14 protein-coding genes and 1 tRNA gene are annotated in these 18,506 nt (G+C 66.4%); 9 read left to right on the top strand and 6 right to left on the bottom strand.

Features of this window, described 5'->3' with window-relative positions; translation table 11 throughout:
• The first annotated feature begins 161 nt into the window (after window positions 1-161).
• The 5 genes from ACODRZ_RS09780 to ACODRZ_RS09800 all read left to right on the top strand — a co-directional run bounded on the left by ACODRZ_RS09780 (window position 162) and on the right by ACODRZ_RS09800 (window position 5,794).
• Window positions 162-890, top strand: a complete 729-nt coding sequence (locus ACODRZ_RS09780; protein WP_488968874.1) for a response regulator transcription factor — start codon at window positions 162-164, stop codon at window positions 888-890.
• Window positions 890-2,215: an ATP-binding protein gene (locus tag ACODRZ_RS09785; RefSeq protein ID WP_488968875.1), complete on the top strand. Its 1,326-nt coding sequence runs from the start codon at window positions 890-892 to the stop codon at window positions 2,213-2,215. The genes ACODRZ_RS09780 and ACODRZ_RS09785 overlap by 1 nt, the downstream gene beginning before the upstream one ends.
• Before the next feature lie 136 nt (window positions 2,216-2,351).
• The gene (locus tag ACODRZ_RS09790; protein WP_488968876.1) at window positions 2,352-3,041 is read left to right on the top strand and encodes a carbonic anhydrase; all 690 of its coding nucleotides are present in this window, start codon (window positions 2,352-2,354) and stop codon (window positions 3,039-3,041) included.
• Window positions 3,038-4,579 carry a SulP family inorganic anion transporter gene (locus tag ACODRZ_RS09795; RefSeq protein ID WP_488968877.1) on the top strand — a complete coding sequence of 514 codons (1,542 nt, stop codon included), beginning with the start codon at window positions 3,038-3,040 and terminating at the stop codon, window positions 4,577-4,579. Before ACODRZ_RS09790 ends, ACODRZ_RS09795 begins: the two co-directional genes overlap by 4 nt.
• Before the next feature lie 363 nt (window positions 4,580-4,942).
• Complete coding sequence (locus ACODRZ_RS09800; RefSeq protein WP_488968878.1) at window positions 4,943-5,794, top strand: TorF family putative porin; 852 nt, start codon at window positions 4,943-4,945, stop codon at window positions 5,792-5,794.
• A 70-nt stretch (window positions 5,795-5,864) separates the two neighbouring features.
• Here ACODRZ_RS09800 and ACODRZ_RS09805 read toward each other — a convergent pair whose 3' ends face one another.
• Both ACODRZ_RS09805 and typA read right to left on the bottom strand, forming a co-directional pair.
• Window positions 5,865-6,482, bottom strand: coding sequence for a YitT family protein (locus ACODRZ_RS09805; protein ID WP_488968879.1), 618 nt, complete (start codon window positions 6,480-6,482; stop codon window positions 5,865-5,867).
• Between the two features lie 133 nt (window positions 6,483-6,615).
• Entirely contained in the window at window positions 6,616-8,448 is a 1,833-nt protein-coding gene (gene typA, locus ACODRZ_RS09810) for a translational GTPase TypA (RefSeq protein ID WP_008832136.1), read from the bottom strand.
• Between the two features lie 315 nt (window positions 8,449-8,763).
• Between typA and ACODRZ_RS09815 the strand changes: the two genes are divergently transcribed.
• Together ACODRZ_RS09815 and ACODRZ_RS09820 are read left to right on the top strand one after the other, a co-directional pair.
• Window positions 8,764-11,478, top strand: coding sequence for a TonB-dependent receptor (locus ACODRZ_RS09815; RefSeq protein ID WP_488968880.1), 2,715 nt, complete (start codon window positions 8,764-8,766; stop codon window positions 11,476-11,478).
• A 242-nt stretch (window positions 11,479-11,720) separates the two neighbouring features.
• A complete protein-coding gene (locus ACODRZ_RS09820) occupies window positions 11,721-12,203 on the top strand; it encodes an RDD family protein (protein ID WP_488968881.1) in 483 nt (160 codons plus the stop codon).
• Between the two features lies 1 nt (window position 12,204).
• On the opposite strand, the gene ACODRZ_RS09825 is transcribed toward ACODRZ_RS09820, so the two are convergent.
• Both ACODRZ_RS09825 and ACODRZ_RS09830 read right to left on the bottom strand, forming a co-directional pair.
• On the bottom strand, window positions 12,205-14,730 hold the full coding sequence (locus tag ACODRZ_RS09825; RefSeq protein WP_488968882.1) for an ABC transporter permease: 2,526 nt from the start codon (window positions 14,728-14,730) through the stop codon (window positions 12,205-12,207).
• Window positions 14,723-15,550 (bottom strand): ABC transporter ATP-binding protein, encoded by an 828-nt coding sequence (locus ACODRZ_RS09830; protein WP_488968883.1) that lies wholly within the window; start codon window positions 15,548-15,550, stop codon window positions 14,723-14,725. The genes ACODRZ_RS09825 and ACODRZ_RS09830 overlap by 8 nt, the downstream gene beginning before the upstream one ends.
• Before the next feature lie 56 nt (window positions 15,551-15,606).
• Here ACODRZ_RS09830 and ACODRZ_RS09835 point away from each other — a divergent pair, with 56 nt between their 5' ends.
• Window positions 15,607-16,302, top strand: coding sequence for an arylesterase (locus ACODRZ_RS09835; protein WP_488968884.1), 696 nt, complete (start codon window positions 15,607-15,609; stop codon window positions 16,300-16,302).
• Window positions 16,303-16,385: 83 nt separating this feature from the next.
• Here ACODRZ_RS09835 and recF read toward each other — a convergent pair whose 3' ends face one another.
• On the bottom strand, window positions 16,386-17,474 hold the full coding sequence (gene recF, locus ACODRZ_RS09840) for a DNA replication/repair protein RecF (protein ID WP_488968885.1): 1,089 nt from the start codon (window positions 17,472-17,474) through the stop codon (window positions 16,386-16,388).
• Window positions 17,475-17,580: 106 nt separating this feature from the next.
• Window positions 17,581-18,321: a queuosine precursor transporter gene (locus tag ACODRZ_RS09845; protein ID WP_488968886.1), complete on the bottom strand. Its 741-nt coding sequence runs from the start codon at window positions 18,319-18,321 to the stop codon at window positions 17,581-17,583.
• A 98-nt stretch (window positions 18,322-18,419) separates the two neighbouring features.
• Between ACODRZ_RS09845 and ACODRZ_RS09850 the strand changes: the two genes are divergently transcribed.
• Window positions 18,420-18,496 (top strand) — tRNA-Arg (locus ACODRZ_RS09850).
• The last annotated feature ends 10 nt before the right edge of the window (window positions 18,497-18,506 follow it).

The raw sequence follows: 18,506 nt of genomic DNA on the forward strand, positions 1-18,506 counted from the left end.
ACCTTCCTTCCGGACCTTATGCGCGGATTTCCCGCGCGGAACGGGCGGCAGGGACATTTTATGACCGGCGCGGTTTGCGTGACCGCGCCGGTTGCCTATAGACAGCAGAGACAACCAACACGATGACGGTCGCCCCCCGCTACAGACTTCCGCACGAGACGATGACAACCCCTCCCACGATCCTACTGGTCGAAGACGACGGTGCGCTGCGCACCCTGACCGCGCGGGCGCTGCGTCAGAGCGGTTTCAATGTGCTCACCGCCGCCACCGGCGCGGAGATGTGGGTGACGCTGCGCGAGGCGACGGTAAACCTTGTCGTGCTCGACATCATGCTCCCGGGCACCAGCGGCTTCGACCTTTTCCGCCGCCTTCGCCGCGAAAGCGACGTGCCGATCATCTTCGTCAGCGCGCGCGGCAGCGAAGAGGACCGCGTGCTCGGTCTCGAACTGGGCGCGGACGACTATCTCGCCAAGCCGTTCAGCACCCGTGAACTGGCCGCGCGCGTCAGCGCCGTCCTGCGGCGCGGTGGCGGCCTCGATTCCACAAGCGAGCCGGTGCCCGAGATGCGCGCCGCCGATTCGATCCGCTTCGATGGCTGGGAAGTCTCGATGGCGCGCCGTGAACTGCGCTCGCCGAGCGGCGCCATCGTCGACCTGACCGGCGCGGAGTTCGACCTGCTCTCGACCTTCCTCGGCTACCCGCAGCGCGTGCTGGGGCGTGAGCGCCTGATGGAATTGTCGCGTTCGCGCATCGGCGACAGTTCCGACCGCTCGATCGACGTGCTGGTCAGCCGCCTGCGCCGCAAGCTGCAGGCCGAAGGCGCCGAATCCCCGATCGTGACCGTTCGCGGTGTTGGTTACATGTTCAAGGCGGAAGTGATCCGGACCTGATGGCCGGCAGGCTCGTCGCCCTGTTCAGGCGGATGGGCCTGCCCGAGCGGCTGCTCGCAGTCCTGCTGGTCGTCGTGGTCATCGACTTCGTGGCCAATTCGTTCCTGTTCGAACGTGTCGATTCCTTCATGCTGCGGCGGGACGATGCCGAGCGTATCGCCGAGAATCTCGTGCTCGCGCGCCGGACGATGGAGCACGCCGACACTGACGAGCGTGATCAGATCGCCCACGTTCTCAGTACTGACCGTTTCCAGCTGCACTGGTTCGCGCCCGGCACCCGCCGTCGCGGTTCCCTCGGCCTTACGAACCTGCGCGCACAGGTGGTCGACCTTCAGCCAGAACTGGCGATGGCGGATCTCGAGCTTCATCTCGAGGAACTGCCCGGCAAGGGCAACATCGGCGGTTCGATCCGGCTTTCCGACAACAGCCTCGTCAAGTTCCATACCCATGCGAAATCGGCGTGGAAGCTGACGCTCGGCCGGATCGCCGGGCTGGTTCTGCCGACGCTGCTGCTGTTCGCGCTCGCCTGGGTGCTGATGCGCACCACGCTCAAGCCCCTGCGCACCCTGATCGGTGCGACCCGCCATCTCGGCTCCGGCCCGCCGCGCCCGGTGCCGGAACGCGGGCCGGACGAACTGCGCGAACTCATCCGCGCGCTCAACGAGATGCAGGAGCGCATCCACCAGTCGCTGGTGGACCGCACCCAGACGATGCTGGCGATCGGGCACGACCTGAAGACCCCGCTCGCCCGCATGCGGCTTCGGCTGGATGACGAGAGCGTCGATCCCGAAGTGCGTGACGGGCTCAATCACGACATCGACGAGATGCGGATGCTGCTCGATTCGATCCAGGCTTACGTCGATAGTGATGGCCGCTCGATCCCGGCCGAGCGGATCGACATCGCGGTCATGGCCGAAACGCTGGTCGATACCGCTGCCGACCATGGCGCCAATGCGACCTATTCCGGCGTGTCCAGCCTGGAAGTGAAGGTGCGCCCCGTCGCGATTCGCCGCGCCTTGTCGAACCTGATCGAAAACGCCCTCCATTATGGAGGCAACGCCCGCGTCAGCGTGCGCCGTGACGGGGGCGGGGTGGAGATCATCGTCGATGATGACGGCCCGGGCATCCCTGACGATCGCATTACCGACGCACTGCAGCCTTTCGTCCGCCTCGACACGGCGCGGGCACGCGATACTGCGGGAATGGGCCTGGGCCTGCCGATCGTGCGCAAGGCCGTGCGCACCGAAAACGGCACGCTGGACTTGCGCAACCGGCCGGAGGGCGGCCTGCGCGCGACGATCCGGCTGCCACTCGGGACGGAGTGAAGTTGGCATCGGCCACGCTGCATCGCAGCAAACTTTCGTAACGTTCGCGCATGATCAGCGACAACGATGACACCTAGCTTTTCAATGTGAGCCGCAGTGCGCGCACTGACGGCCAGGAAAAAAGAAAGGTGTTCCAGTGAACGAACTCATCGGTCGCGTCTTCAACTTCGAGAAGACCCTGTTCCCCGCCGCCAGCGAGCTTTTCGGCAAGCTGACCACGCACGGGCAGTCGCCCAAGGCACTGATGATATCGTGCGCCGATTCGCGCATCGTGCCCGAGCAGATCATGCAGGCCGAGCCTGGCGACCTGTTCGTCTGCCGCAACGCGGGCAACATCGTGCCGCCCTATGCGACGCAGAACGGCGGTGTCACCTCGACGGTCGAATATGCGGTCATGGCGCTTGGCGTGCGTGACATCATCGTCTGCGGCCACTCGGACTGCGGTGCCATGAAGGCGCTGTCGGATCCCACCGGCCTCGAAACGATGCCGAACGTCGCCGCCTGGCTGAAGCATGGCGCCGCTGCCGAGAACATCGTCAGCAACTGCCACTCCGACCTCGAAGGCAAGGAGCGCGTCCGTGCCATCACGCTCGAGAACATCATTGCGCAGATCAGCCACTTGCGCACGCACCCCTCGGTCGCTGCCGCGATCGCCAAGGGTGAGATGACGCTGCACGGCTGGATGGTCGACATCCACGCCGGTCAGGTGCTCGGCCTCAACGGCGACACCGGCGAGTTCGTGCCGCTGCGCGAAGACCGCGACCTGCCCGTCGCACTGGCCGCACGGACCCGCTTCGCCACCGAATACGCAGAAGCGGCGGAATGACCTCCGCTTCCTCCAGCATGGGAGATGGCCGCTCCGGCCTCTTCTCCCATTTCGGACGGGACTTCACGGCATCGATCGTGGTGTTCTTGGTCGCCATGCCGCTGTGCATGGGCATCGCCATCGCTTCGGGCGTACCGCCTGAAAAGGGGCTCGTCACCGGCATCATCGGCGGCGTTGTCGTCGGTCTGCTGGCGGGCTCCCCGCTGCAGGTCAGCGGTCCTGCCGCCGGCCTTGCCGTCATCGTCTTCGAGTTCGTTCGCGAGAACGGGCTCGAGGCGCTTGGTCCCGTCCTGCTGCTTGCGGGCGTGCTCCAGCTCATTGCCGGGGCGCTCAAGCTGGGCGGACTGTTCCGCGCGATCAGCCCGGCCGTCGTCCACGGGATGCTGGCGGGTATCGGCGCGCTGATCGTGATCGGCCAGTTCCACATCCTGTTCGACGCCAAGCCGCTGTCGAGCGGTCTCCAGAACCTCGCGGCTATGCCCGCTCGCGTCTTCGGCCTCGACTTCTCGAATGCCGCCGCGACCGAAATGGCACTGCTGGTGGGCGTCTTGACGATCACCGTGATGCTCGCCTGGGAAAAGCTGCGTCCCAAGTCGATGGGTCTGGTTCCCGGCGCGCTGCTCGGCGTGGTCTCCGCCACGGCGGTCGCATGGGGCATGGGCCTCGACGTCGCCCGTATCGAGGTCCCGGCCTCGATCGCCTCGGCCTTCAGCCTGCCTACCAGCGCCGCATGGTTCGCACCTTTGAGCCAGCCTGCGCTGCTCATCGCCGCAGTTGCTATCGCTTTCATCGCCAGCGCCGAGACACTGCTTTCGGCTGCCGCCGTCGATCGCATGCATGACGGCGTGCGCACCAACTACGACAAGGAACTGAGGGCGCAGGGCATCGGCAATTTCCTGTGCGGCGTGTTCGGCGCGCTGCCGATGACCGGTGTTATCGTGCGCTCCTCGGCAAACGTGCAGGCAGGGGCCAGGACTCGTCTGTCGACGATCTTCCACGGCGTGTGGATACTCGGCTTCGTCGCCCTGCTGCCCTGGCTGCTGCGCGAGGTGCCGATGGCTGCGCTCGGCGGTGTGCTCGTCGTGACCGGCTGGAAGCTCGTCAGCCTCAAGCACGTCACGCACCTGTTCAAGGCGCATGGGCCGTTGCCCGCCGCGATCTGGGCGGCCACCTTCGTCCTCGTGGTGACCACCGACCTGTTGACCGGCGTTTTGGTCGGCCTGGCGCTTTCGGTCGTCGAATTGCTGCCGCACTACAAGCATCTGCGACTCAAGGTTGCCGAGCATGACGAGGGTGAGGCGACCCGCGTCGAGCTGAACGGCGCAGCCACTTTCGTCGGGCTTACCCGCCTGAACGCGGTCCTGGAGAAGCAGCCTGCCAACCGTCCGGTCCACCTCGACCTGGGCCGCGTCAAGGCGATGGACCACACCACGGCAGAGACGCTGTCCGAATGGATCAGCCGCCGCCGTCAGGGTGGCCAGCGCGACCGGATCACCGGCCCCGATGCCATTCTGCGTCCGCTGCCGCTGGCCAGCTGACGCTCTGATCGAACACCTGGCGGGCCGGGAACCCTCACACCCGGCCCTCTAACCTTACCGGGCGGAGCGCAGTAGCGCTTCCGCCCGGCTTTCTTTCGGGCGACAGACTTTTCTACTCGCAGAGCGAACTACGTCGGAATCACGCTCGGCAATATCGCACCAGCGTGCTTGTGTTGCTATGCAACCACACTTGTTGCGCTGCAGAACTGAGAAACAGTTCGTTACGATATGGCAAGAATAAAGACAGGTCCGCGCCATATCCATGAACCTGCCGGCATGAAACGGGCTCGCCACGCAGCGGAGCCCGGCTTGCAGGCCGCAGGACGGAACATGCTACAACAGTAACATGAGGGTGTTCCGACTATGAAGTTTCGTCTCTTTGCCGGCGCCGCCGGCCTCGCGGCTGCGTTTCTTGGCGCCGCGACTCCCGCGATGGCGCAGGAGGAAGCCCCCAGTGAATTCACCGTTGCGGGCAGCGTAGCGCTCGTCACCGATTACCGTTTCCGTGGCGTTTCGCAGTCCGACAAGGAACTCGCGGTTCAGGGCGGTGTTTCGGTAACTCACGCCAGTGGTTTCTACGTCGGCACCTGGGGCTCGAACCTCTCCGGCTGGGGCACCTTCGGCGGCTCGAACACCGAACTCGACATCTACGGCGGTTTCGCGACCGAAGTGACCCCGGGCCTGAAGATGGACGTGGGCGTGACCTGGTACATGTATCCGGGCGGTGCTTCGGAGACCGACTTTGCGGAGCCTTATGTCAAGCTGTCGGGGACCGTCGGCCCCGCGAGCCTCCTCGTCGGCGCGGCTTACGCGCCCAAGCAGCAGGCACTTGGTCGCTGGTACTATGATGCCGATGCCTATGCCGCAGGCATTCCGGACGCTCCGGGCGCAAAGTCGGACAACTTCTACCTGTGGACCGACGCCAGCGCCGGTATCCCCGACACGCCGCTGACCCTCAAGGGACACATCGGTTACTCGAACGGCAACTCGGGCCTTGGCCCGAACGGCACCAGCGTCGCACCGACCGGCAACTATGTCGACTGGATGCTGGGCGCGGACCTCGCTGTCGGCCCGGTCGTGCTTGGCGTAGCCTATATCGACACGAATATCTCGAAGTCGGAGTCGGCCTATCTGACGCCGAACTTCTCCTCGACCAAGAACGGTTCGTCGATCGCCGGATCGACCGTGGTGTTTTCGCTTTCCGCAGCATTCTGATCACTGCAGGGCAAAAACCGGGGAGGCGCGGCTCTTGCAGTCGCGCCTCTTTGCGTTGGCAAGGCCGGCATCAGTAACCGGTGTAGCGACCGGGACGATGCCATGCCCAGAGAATGCCCGCCGTCGCCGCGACACCGAGCAATGACCAGCCCATCCGCACCGCGTCGAGCCGTGATGCCGCGAACAGCAGGACCGAGCCGTCGATGATGAGCTGCGTGCGCCCCGCGTTCCATCCGCGCGTGCGATAAAGCCACAGGACCAGCGCGCCGGAACCGCCGGTTGCCGCGCCATGGCGGGCCAGGGCCAAGGCTCCGAAGCCGATCACGCTGCCGCCGACCACGGCTGCCACCGGATCGCTGACCCAAGCAATCTCGATGCCCAACGGAGCCAGCGCGGTCATCGCGAACAGACTGAGGGTCACCACCGCGGTCTTGATGAGGAACGTCCAGCTCATCGAGCGCAAGGTGATCGCCATCAGCGGCGCCGAGATCACCGCGTAGAGCAGGCCTACCGGCCAGCCGGTCGCATAACTCAGCACCAGTGCCACGCCCGCGACGCCGCCGGTGGCCAGCCCCGCCGCGCGCAGTAGGACGAGCCCGACCGCCAGATGGACCGTGCCCACGAACATCGCGTAGATGTCCTCTCCGTGCCCGTGGGGAGTGGGGGAGGGTGCATTCGAAGACGTCATGGCAATATGCCCCCTGCTTTTCCTAAAACACGAAAGGTCGGAGCGCCCTGGGGCGCCCCGACCTTTCATTCATCCGTTACTGCATCCCCCCGCGATCGCTCTTTTCAAAGCCCGACCGCAGGGGAGGGCAAAATCAGGCGCTTTCCTTCTTGCGGCTCTGCTTCTTGCGCTCGTTCGGGTCCAGGTGGACCTTGCGCAGGCGGATCGACTGCGGGGTGACTTCGACCATTTCGTCGTCGTCGATGTAGGCGATCGCCTGTTCCAGCGTCATCACGCGCGGCGGGGTGAGGCGAATGGCGTCGTCCTTGCCGGTCGAACGGAAGTTCGTCAGCTGCTTCGACTTCATCGGGTTCACTTCGAGGTCGTCGGTCTTGGCGTTCTCGCCAATCAGCATGCCCTCGTAGATCTTTTCCTGGGGCTTGATGAACAGGACACCGCGATCTTCGAGCGAATTGAGCGCGTAGCCGACCGCTTCACCGGTGCAGTTCGAAATCAGCACGCCGTTCTGGCGGCCTTCGATCGGACCCTTGTGGGCGTCGTACTTCTCGAACAGGCGGTTCATGATGCCGGTGCCGCGGGTGTCCGAGAGGAACTCGCCGTGGTAGCCGATCAGGCCGCGCGAGGGGGCCGAGAAGGTGATGCGGGTCTTGCCCGAGCCCGAGGGACGCATGTCGGTCAGCTCGGCCTTGCGGCGCTGCATCTTCTCGACGACCGTGCCCGAGTGCTCGTCGTCCACGTCGATCACGACGGTTTCGTAAGGCTCGGTGCGGCCGCCCTTTTCGTCGGTGCCGAACAGCACGCGCGGACGGCTGATGCCCAGCTCGAAGCCCTCGCGGCGCATGGTTTCGATGACGACGCCCAGCTGGAGTTCGCCGCGACCGGCGACTTCGAAGCTGTCCTTGTCCGCCGATTCGGTGACGCGGATGGCGACGTTGGTTTCCGCTTCGCGCATCAGGCGATCGCGGATCATGCGGCTGGTGACCTTGTCGCCTTCACGGCCCGCGAGCGGCGAGTCGTTGACGGCGAAGCGCATCGCCAGGGTCGGCGGATCGATCGGCTGTGCCTGGATCGCCTCGGTTACCGAAGGATCGGCGATGGTGTTCGACACGGTCGCCTTTTCGAGACCGGCGAGCGCGATGATGTCACCGGCGCGGGCTTCTTCCACGGGAACGCGGTCGAGGCCACGGAACGACAGCACCTTGGTGGCGCGGCCCACTTCGACGACCTTGCCGTCCATGTCGATGGCGCGGATCGGGTCGTTGACCTTCAGCGTGCCCGACTGGACGCGGCCGGTGAGGACGCGGCCCATGAAGTTGTCGCGGTCCAGCAGCGTGGCGAGGAACGAGAACGGCGCGTCGACGTCGAGGTTCGGCGCGGGGACGTGCTCGACGATCTTCTCGAACAGCGGGGTCAGGTCGCCTTCGCGGCGGTCCGCATCGTAGCTGGCGTAGCCGTTGCGGCCCGAAGCGTAGAGGGTCGGGAAGTCGAGCTGCTCGTCATTGGCGTCGAGGCTGACGAAGAGGTCGAACACTTCGTCGAGCACTTCGGCGTGGCGGCCGTCGGGACGGTCGATCTTGTTGACGACGACGATCGGCTTCAGGCCGAGGCCCAGCGCCTTGCCGGTGACGAACTTGGTCTGCGGCATCGCGCCTTCCGAGCTGTCGACGAGGAGAACCACGCCGTCCACCATCGAGAGGATGCGCTCCACTTCGGCGCCGAAGTCGGCGTGTCCGGGCGTGTCGACGATGTTGATGCGATAGCCGTTCCACTCGATCGAGGTCGGCTTCGCCAGAATGGTGATGCCGCGCTCCTTTTCGAGGTCGTTGCTGTCCATCGCGCGCTCTTCGATGCGCTGGTTGTCACGGAACGTGCCGGACTGGCGGAACAGCTGGTCGACGAGGGTGGTCTTGCCATGGTCGACGTGCGCAATGATCGCGATATTGCGCAAGGGAAGCGGGGCGGACATTGTTGTTCTCTCTGTACGAGGGCCGGAGGCGAGCAGCCATCTTTGTGCTGCACCGCAAAATTGCCGCGCCCTTAGCCGATGGCGGGCATTTCGGCAAGCTTAGTGAGATGAGGCGGACTGCGCGGGATAATGGCGTCCGACATACTTCGTCACATCATGTGTCGATAGTACAACAATGGTGCAAAATGTCCGCAGCTATGCACTGCTCCCGATTGTGGGAGGTCGTGGAACGGCATAAGCTGGCTCTCTTACCAATTGCGATCAGCCTCGCGCACCACGACGCGGGCAGTCGTGCAGGAAGGGACAGGGGATCCGATGAAGGGTGTTTTGGCGGGCATCTGCGCGCGGGGTACGCGCATCTTCAACGAACGCATTTTCAGCGAACGGGGGATCATGGCGCGCAAGTCCGCGCTGCTGGCGGGGGCATCCGCAGCACTGTGGGCGCCGGCGGCTCTGGCGCAGGATGCGGCGCCTCAGGCAGCCGACGAGCAGTACACCGATACCATCATCGTCACCGCGACCAAGCGCGAGCAGACCTTGCAGGACGTGCCCGTCGCCGTCTCGGTGACCAGCGGGGCGACGCTGGAACGGGCGCAGATGCGCGATCTCAAGGACCTGCAGACGCTGGTGCCGTCACTGCGCGTCAACCAGTTGCAGTCGAGCGCCAACACCAATTTCTACATTCGCGGCTTCGGCAACGGCGCCAACAACGCGGGCATCGAGCCTTCGGTCGGCCTGTTCATCGACGGCGTCTACCGCTCGCGCTCGGCCTCGATGATCGCCGACTTCCCCGATGTCGAGCGGATCGAGGTGCTGCGCGGGCCGCAGTCCACGCTGTTCGGCAAGAACGCCTCGGCGGGCGTGATCTCGATCGTTACCAGGAAGCCGCAGTTCCAGTTCGGCGGCAATATCGAGGCGAGCTACGGCAACTACGACGCCGTCGTGGTCAAGGGCACGGTAACCGGGCCGCTGAGCGAGAACGTGGCGTTCAGCCTCGCGGGGGGGCTCAACAAGCGTGACGGCATCGTCAAGGATCTCGCCACCGGCGAGCGCACCAACGAGCGCGACCGCTGGTTCGGGCGCGGGCAGTTGCTGTTCGACAACCATGACGGCCTCGAACTGCGGCTGATCGGCGATTACGGCAAGATCGACGAGAACTGCTGCGCGGTGGTCAACTTGCGGCAGGCGACGCCGACGGCGGCGATCTTCGCGCTGGGCGGCGCGGTCAACCAGCCGGGCGAGAAGTACGACAACATCGTCTACAACAACTTCGAATCGTCGAACAAGATCGAGAACTGGGGCGTTTCGGGCCAGCTCGACTACGATCTGGGCGGCGCGAAGCTGACCTCGATCACTTCCTATCGCCGCACCAATGCGCTGACCAACCAGGATTCGGACTTCTCCAGCGCCGACCTGCTCGGCCGCAACTGGCAGGACCTTCGGATCAAGACCTTCACGCAGGAACTGCGCGCCAACTTCGAGGTGGGCGAGAAGATCACCGGCCTCATCGGCGGCTACTATTTCAACGAGAAGATCGACCAGAACAACGAGGTCTTCTGGGGCGACGATGCGCGCCCTTACGCCAACCTGCTCGTCCAGAGCCTTTCGGGCGGGGCGCTCAGCGTGCCCGCGCTGGAGACCGCCTTCGGCGCCTACGAGGGCAATCCGGCCAAGTACGCGGGCCAGTTCTTCGCCTCCGGCACCGGCCTGACCGAAGCGTACGAGCTGAAGAACGAGGCGTGGTCGATCTTCGGCCAGCTCGATTTCGAGGTGGCGCCGGGGCTGACCGTGACCGGTGGTCTCAACTATACCCACGACCGCAAGCGCTTCGCCACCGATACGACGTCGAACGATGTGTTCTCGGGGATCAACTTCGATGATCCGCGCTATTCGGCGTTCCGCCAGCAGCTGCTTCTCGGCGGGGCGCTGCGTTCGGTGGGCGTGGATCCGACCAACCCGGCGGCGATCTTCGCCTTCGCGACGAACCCGCAGACCGCGCCGGTCTATCAGCAGCTGGTCGGCTTCGCGAACGGCAACGCCAACAATCCGGCCGCGAACCCGCTCAATCCGCTGCGCGCGCTGCAGTATTTCCCGCCGTTCATGAACGTGCCCAACGCGGTCGAGCCGGGCAAGGTGAGCGACGGCGACTTCAGCTACACCGCGCGCGTGGCCTGGGACGTGACCCCCACGGTCAACCTCTATGCGGCTTATGCGACCGGCTATAAGGCAGCCTCGATCAACCTGTCGCGCGACAGCCGCCCGACGCCTGCGGACCTCGTAGAACTGCGCGCACAGGGGCTGGCGGTGACCAACCTGACCTCCGGCAGCCGCTTTGCCAATGCCGAGAATTCGACGGTCTACGAGGCGGGCATCAAGGGCAACTGGGGGATCGTCTCGGCCAACGTCGCGGTGTTCAAGCAGGAGATCAGGAACTTCCAGTCGAACATCTTCACCGGCTCGGGCTTCTTCCTGGCGAACGCGGGCAAGCAGTCGGCCTTCGGTATCGAGTTCGAAGGCTCGGCCAAGCCGATCGACCAGCTGACGCTGACGATGGCCTGGACCTATCTCGATCCCAAGTACGACACCTTCCAGCTTTCGGCCTTCGGCGATCTTTCGGGCACCACCCCGGCGGGCGTCCCGCCGCTGTCGGCGACGTTCTCGGCCGAGTTCGTGCAGCCGGTGGGCACGCGCGGCGACCGGATCATCCTGCGCGGCGACTATCACTACGAATCGCAGTTCCGTCTGGTCGAGGGCCTGCCCGGCCTCGTCGTGCGCGACAGCGCGGGCAACGTCACCAGCGTGGCCGCCGCGCTCGCCGCCGCGCGGGAGTTCAAGCAGGACATCAACGACATGAACGCCTCGCTGACTTACGCGATGGCGAACGGGCTGGAGCTGACGGTCTGGGGCCGCAACCTGCTGAACGACCGCACCATCCTGCAGATCTTCGACAGCCCGGCGCAGCCCGGCTCGATCTCGGGCTATCCGAACCAGCCGCGCACTTACGGCGTGGCGGCGCGCTACCGGTTCTAAGCCGGAGCGCGTGAAGCGCGTACCCGCCGCGCCGTCTCTGGGAGGAGGTACGGCAAGAGAAGCGGGGCGCGGACCTGAAAAGGGGCGCGAGAGGCCAGACCTTTCGCGCCCCTCTTTCTTTCAGGGTGCCGGTCTTTCAGGGTGCCGGCCAAGCGTGCAGAAAGTCTTTGTAATTTCTCGCTTCCGGTGTGAATCTCCGGTCCATCGTCCGGCCGGGCAGGCCACGACCTAGGGGGAAATGCATGGTTCCGTATGGCGGTTTCTGGTGGCGCGTGCTCGCCTACATCATCGACTGGGTGATCCTGCAGATCGCGTCATCGTTCGTCAGCGGCCTGTTCGGCTTCGGCCTTGCCCTGCCGCTGACCGGGATCGGCGTGGATGATTTCACGACCATGTGGACGATGGCGCTGGGCATGATCAGTGCGATCTTCGTGCTGAACTGGCTCTATTTCGCGCTGATGGAAAGTTCCAAGCTGCAGGCCACCGTCGGCAAGCTAGCGATCGGCGTCGTCGTCACTGACCTTCGCGGCGAACGGCTGAGCTTCGCGCGCGCCACGGGCCGCTATTTCGCCAAGATCCTGTCCACCATGATCCTGTGCATCGGTTACATCATGGTGGCGTTCATGCCGCGCAAGCAGGGCCTGCACGACCTGATCGCCAGCACGCTCGTCTACAAGACCCGCGATCCCGCCATGCTGTTCGACAACCGCGAGGTTTTCGCCTGATCTAGAGTTCTCTCAGTGCCCTTGCCGGTTTCGCCCGCAGCAGCGGCAGCGTGCCGGCAAGGGCGAAGCCGAGGACCAGCACCAGCCCTGCGGCCAGCACCGCCAGGACACGCGGCCAGTCGGGCAGCCAGGTGAACTCGAACAGCTTGACGATCACCGCCCAGGCCATTGCGCTTCCCGCGCCCAGCGCGACGACGGCCAGCACCACGGCAAGCAGCCCGTACTCCGCCATCTGCGCCGCGAGCAACTGCCCGCGACTGGCGCCCAGCACGCGCAGGATGACGGTGTCGTAAGTCCGGCTGGCGCGTGCCGCCGCGATGGCACCGAGCAGCACGGCCAGCCCCGCCAGCACCGCGACCGAGGAGGCCGCCAGGATCGCCGCCGACATCTGGTCCAACAAGGCGCGGGCATCGCGCAGCAGGCTGCCCGTCTCGATCACCGAGGTCGAGGGGAACGCGCGCACCAGTCGCGGCAGCAGGCCCGCCGTCGACGCGCCCCTGGGCACTTCGATGGTTGCCGCAAGGTTGTGCGGGGCGTCGGCCAGCGCATTGGGAGAGAACACCAGCACATAGTTGAAGCCCAGGCTGTCCCAGTCGATCCGTCGCAGCGCGGCGATACGCGCGGTCTTCTCCACGCCCAGCACCCCTACGGTCACGTAATCGCCGACCTTGAGGCCGATCGCCTCGGCCAGCCTCTCATCGACCGATACCAGCGGCTCGCCGCGATAGAACTCGGGCCACCACTGGCCGGAGGTGACGGTGCTGCCTTCGGGCACGTTTGCCGAATAGGTCAGTCCGCGCTCTCCGCGCAGCGCCCAGGCGCCATCGGGCAGGTCCTTGCCGAGACTGGCGGTGCGGGTCATGTGGTCCCTTGGCCCATAGGCGAGGATGCGGCCGCGCAGGTTCGGGACCAGCTTGAGCGTCGAGCCGGGGATCGTCCGCTCGACAGCGTCGGTGAAGGCACCCGCCTTGTCCTTGGGCACGTCGAGCACGAAGAAGTCCGGCGCGCGTTCGGGAACGGTGCGGCGGATGTTGGCATCGAGGCTCGTCTGCACCGCCGCGATCAGCACGAAGGCGGAGAGCCCGAAGCCGAGCGCCGTCACCAGCGATCCGGTCTGCGCGCCCGGACGGTGGAGGTTCGCCAGACCCGCGCGCAGCATTGGTCCGCGCGGCCTCGGCAGGCGGGCGGCGAGCCTGCGGATGCCGAGCCCGACGAGCGCCAGCAGGCCGAGCATGGCGGCGGAGGCGGCAAGGAAGCCCAGCGTCACCAGCGGCTGCGCGGCATTGAGCAGCGCCAGCGCGACGATGGCGGCAAGGCCGAGCCCGACCGGCAGGAACAACGCCTTGCGATCGGCTGCGAGCGGCGCGACGCGGGCGCGCATCAGCGCCATCGCGGGCCAGCTGCGGGCGCGCACCAGCGGCGGCGCGGAAAAGATCAGCGCGACCAGCAGGCCATAGGCCGCCGCCGTCGCCAGCGCGGCGGGGGATACCGTGAAGCCGGGCTCGACGGGTAGAAGGCTCTGCAGCGCCGAGGCGAGCAGCGGCGTCACCAACACCCCGGCGGCAAGACCCGCCAGACTGCCGACCACCGCCGCCGCGCCGACCTGCAGCAGGTAGATGCGCGCGATGTCCCCACTGGTGGCGCCAAGCACCTTGAGCGTGGCGATCGAACCGCGCCGTGCCTCCAGATAGGACGACACGCCGCCGCCGATGCCGATGCCGGCGATCACGAGCGCGGCAAGACCGACGAGCACCAGGAATTCGCCCATGCGGGTGACGAACCGCTCGGTCGAGGGCGATGCCGCCAGCCGGGTGCGGGTGTCGAAGCCATCGCCGAAGCGGGCTTTCAGTCCATCGACTGCGGCTTCCGGGTCCCGGGCAGGATCGGCGAAGCGCACCCGCACGACGCTGCGGTACATCGCCCACGGCACGGTGAGGCCGGCACTGCCGGGCAGGGCGAGCGGGACGACGGCGGTGTCGCCCAGCGCGAAGCCTTCGCTCATCTGCTCCGGGTCGGTGGCGATGATGCCGCCCACGGTTACGGGCACGCCGCCGATCGCGATGCGCTGGCCTTTCGTCACGCCGAGGCGCGCGGCGGTGCCTTTCGCGATCCATGCCGTGCCGGGCGACGGGGCGCCCACGCGGCGGCCGTCGGTCAGTTCGAGGCGCCCGTAGAGAGGCCAGTTGCCGTCCACCGCCTTGAGCGCGACGGGTGCGGTGGCGTCTCCCTTCGTGGCGATGGCCTGCATCCGCAGCCCATGCGAAACACGGCCGAGACGGGCGAGCGCGGCGTCCTCTTCCTTGTCGAAGGCGCGCTGCCAGACTCTCAGTTCAATGTCGCCGCCGAGGATTTCCCGTCCGCGCGTCCCGAGTTCGCGTTCGATGGAGCCGGTCAGCGTCCCGATCGCGGCGATCGCGCCGACGCCGAGGAACAGGCACACGAGCAGCAGCCGCAGTCCCTTGAACCGCGCCGAGAGATCGCGGCGGGCCAGAGCCCATGCGGTGCGCCAGGGAAGGGCATCAGCCAAGAGTGGCGATCCCGTCGGCAAGCGGGTCGCCTGGATCATGGGATGCAAGCGTGTCACTTGGATCATGTGATGCAAGCGTGTCGCTTGGATCATGTGATGCAAGCGTGTCGCTTGCGATGCGCCCGTCGCCGATGGTCACCACCCGCTCGCAGCGGTGGGCGAGGCTTTCGTCGTGCGTGATGATGAGAAGGGTGGCGCCGGTTTGGGCGCGGCGGGTGAAAAGCAGGTCGATGATTGCGGCTCCGGTGGCGGCGTCGAGGTTCCCGGTCGGCTCGTCCGCGAAGACCAGCGCCGGGCGGGGGGCAAGGGCGCGGGCGATGGCGACGCGCTGCTGCTCGCCGCCGGAAAGCTGCGCCGGATAATGCGAGAGCCGGTGGCCGAGCCCGACCGCGATGAGTTCCGCTTCGGCCCGCGCGCGGGCGTCGGGCATCCCCGCCAGTTCCAGCGGGGTCGCCACGTTCTCCAGCGCGGTCATCGTCGGGAGGAGGTGGAATGCCTGGAGCACCACGCCGATACGTCCCCGCCGCGACCGGGCGAGGGCATCTTCGTCCATCCCCGCGAAGTCCTGCCCGGCGACCTCAAGCGTGCCCGAACTGGCGCGCTCCAGCCCGCAGAGCACCGCCATCAGCGACGACTTGCCCGAGCCCGAAGGACCGAGCAGGGCCAGCGTCTGGCCCCGGGGTACGGAAAGGTCGACGCCCTTGAGGATATCGACCGCACTGTCGCCAGAACCCAGCGTCAGGCGCAGGTCGCGGGCGAGGATGGTGACATCGGAGGTGGCGGAAGGGGCGATGGGGGCTTGGGGAGGGCTTGTCACCATCCTTATATGGGATAGCACCAGTGCTTCCGACAAGTCGGCCCTTTCAGGAGAATGCCTTGCGCTTCGTTTCCCTTGCGCTCCTTGCTGTCTCGACCCTGGCGCTTGCCGCCTGCGACAAGGCTCCGGCGCCTCCGGCCCAGGAGAGCCGGTCGGCCGTCGATGCGCCGCCGCAGATCCCGGTGATGGGGCCGGAGCGTCCCATCCTGGCCTTCGGGGATTCCCTTCTGGCAGGCTACGGTCTGGAGGACGGAGAGAGCTATCCCGACCGGCTCGAACAGGCCTTGCGCGCGCGGGGCGTGAACGCGCGCATCGCCAATGCCGGGGTTTCGGGCGACACTACGGCGGCGGGGCTGCAGCGGCTCGATTTTACGCTGCGGAGCCAGCCGGTGAAGCCGCAGCTGGTGATCATCAGCCTGGGCGGCAACGACATGCTGCGATCGCTGCCGCCCGCGGAGACGCGCGCCAATCTCGAGAAGATACTCCAGCGCCTGCAGCAGGAGAAAATCCGCGTGGTGCTGCTCGGCATGCTTGCGGCGCCGAACCTGGGCCGGGACTATGCCTCGGGTTTCAATCCGATCTATCCGCAACTGGCGGAGAAGTACGGAGCGGTGCTGGTGCCGTTCTTTCTCCAGCCGGTGATCGACAAGCCGGATCTCATGCAGGGCGATCACGTCCATCCCACCGCCATCGGAATCGACGCGATCGTCGCGGCGACGGTGGATGACGTGGCGGATGCGCTGCCTAAAGGGTGAGGCCCTTTGAAAAGCCTGGAACGAGCGGAGGTATTGTTGACCTTTCAAACCCGCTCAGGCCAAGCTTGGCGAAGCCCCAGGGATTAAACCCGCCGCACCCTTCCTGCGCTGACTTCCCACACCGCCGCTTCGCCCGCGATCGCCTCGAACGGCGCGATTTCGGTTCCCGTCAGCCACACTTGCGCGGAACCCATCCGCAGGCGGTCGAACAGCGCCTCGCGCCGCAGCGGGTCGAGATGCGCGGCGACCTCGTCCAGCAGCAGCAGGCGCGGGCGGTTCTCGCCATCTGCCTCCAGCAGCTGCGAATGCGCGAGAGTGATGGCGATGAGCATCGCCTTCTGCTCGCCGGTCGAGCACTCGGCCGCCGCTTGGCCTTTCCCCGCCATCGTCACCGCCAGTTCGTCGCGGTGTGGGCCGATGAGGGTGCGCTGGGCGGCGCGTTCGCGCGCTCGCCCTTCGCGCAGGGCGATGGCAAGGGCGCCGGCCTCCGCCGGACCGCCGGGCTGGTAGGCGAGCGAGGGGCGCGCGAAGGGGGCCTCGGGCAGCCGCGCGAGCGCCTCCTCCAGCCGGGTGACGAGCCGTGCGCGTGCGGTCGCCACCAGCGCCCCGGCTTCGGCGATCTGGACTTCGATCGCGTCCAGCCAGTGCGGATCGGGCGCGCGCTCGTCGGAAAGCAGGCGGTTGCGTTCGCGCAGTGCGGTCTCCAGCCGCGCCGCATGGCCGGCGTGGGCAGGTTCGATCGCCAGCACCAGCCGGTCGAGGAACCGCCGCCGCGCGCCCGCGCTCTCGACGAAGAGGCGATCCATCGCCGGGGTCAACCAGCCGATCGAGAGCCATTCCGCAAGGCTCAGCGCCGAGGCGTTCGCGCCGTTCACCTGCACCAGCCGCCGTCCGGGGCGCTCCGCCGCGACACCGGTGCCGAGGCGGACGGGCTCTCCTTCGGGCATCGAGAGCGCGGCGTTCACCGCGAAGCCGCCATCGCCGTCCTGTGCGGGCACGTCCGCCAGTTGTGCCCGGCGCAGGCCGCGCCCGGGCGCAAGCAGGCTGATCGCCTCCAGCACGTTGGTCTTGCCCGCGCCGTTCTCGCCGACGAGCAGGTTGAACTGCGCCGTACCTTCCACCGCAGTCTCACGGTGGTTGCGGAAACGGGACAGGAGGATGCGGTCGAGCATGGTCGGCGCGGCCTAGAGCATTTTCAAGTCAGGTGGAAACACCTGACGACTGGCAAAAATGCGGCAGCCACAGAAAAAGCGCGGCTACGCGCCGCACTCACAACGTTCAGACCGATTTTGCCTTTGCGAAAGGCGAGAAATCGAGGTTGTCGTCGAGCACCTCGACGCCTTCGCGCGCCTTGAGCCAGCCGACGACGACGTAGGTTACCGGCGTCAGCACCGCTTCCCACAGGACTTTCATGGCCCAGTTGGTGACCATGACCGTCAGCACCTGCTCGTGCGTCCAGGTGCCGAGGAAGGCGATGGGGTAGAACAGCGCGCTGTCGGCGGCCTGTCCTACCACGGTCGAGCCGATGGTGCGCATCCACAAGTGCTTGCCGCCGGTCATCAGCTTCATCTTGGCGAGGACGAAGGAATTGACGAACTCGCCCGCCCAGAACGCGGTGAGCGAGGCGAGCACGATGCGCCAAGTTGAGCCGAACACGGCCTCGTAGGCGGCCTGTCCGGTCCAGCCGGAATCGGGCGGCATGGCGACGACGACGAAGCTCATGAAGGCCATGAAGATCATCGCGAAGAAGCCCGCCCAGACGCAGCGGCGCGCGTTGGCGTAGCCGTATACTTCGGTCAGCACGTCGCCGATGACGTAACTGACGGGGAAGAACAGGATGCCCGCGCCGAACGTCACGCCGCCGATGTTGGCCAGCTTCGACGCGCCGATCAGGTTCGACAGCAGCAGGATCGCGACGAAGGCCGCCATCACGTAGTCGAAATAGCGGAAGTGCCGACGGGCGCCGGTAAGGCCGTCGATGCGGGAGAGAGGCGATGGAGCGTCGGTGGCGGCGGTCATTGCCTGTGCGTAACGTGGCTTTGCTGCAGCGCAAAGCACAAGTTTGCGCGACCAGCGGTTTGCGTAGGCGGGTAACCGCGCTATGGGAAATCCGGCGCGCGCCCGTAGCTCAGCTGGATAGAGCACGAGCCTTCTAAGCTTGGGGTCACAGGTTCGAACCCTGTCGGGCGCGCCATCGCTTAATC

Source organism: Novosphingobium sp. FG90 (assembly GCF_057808725.1).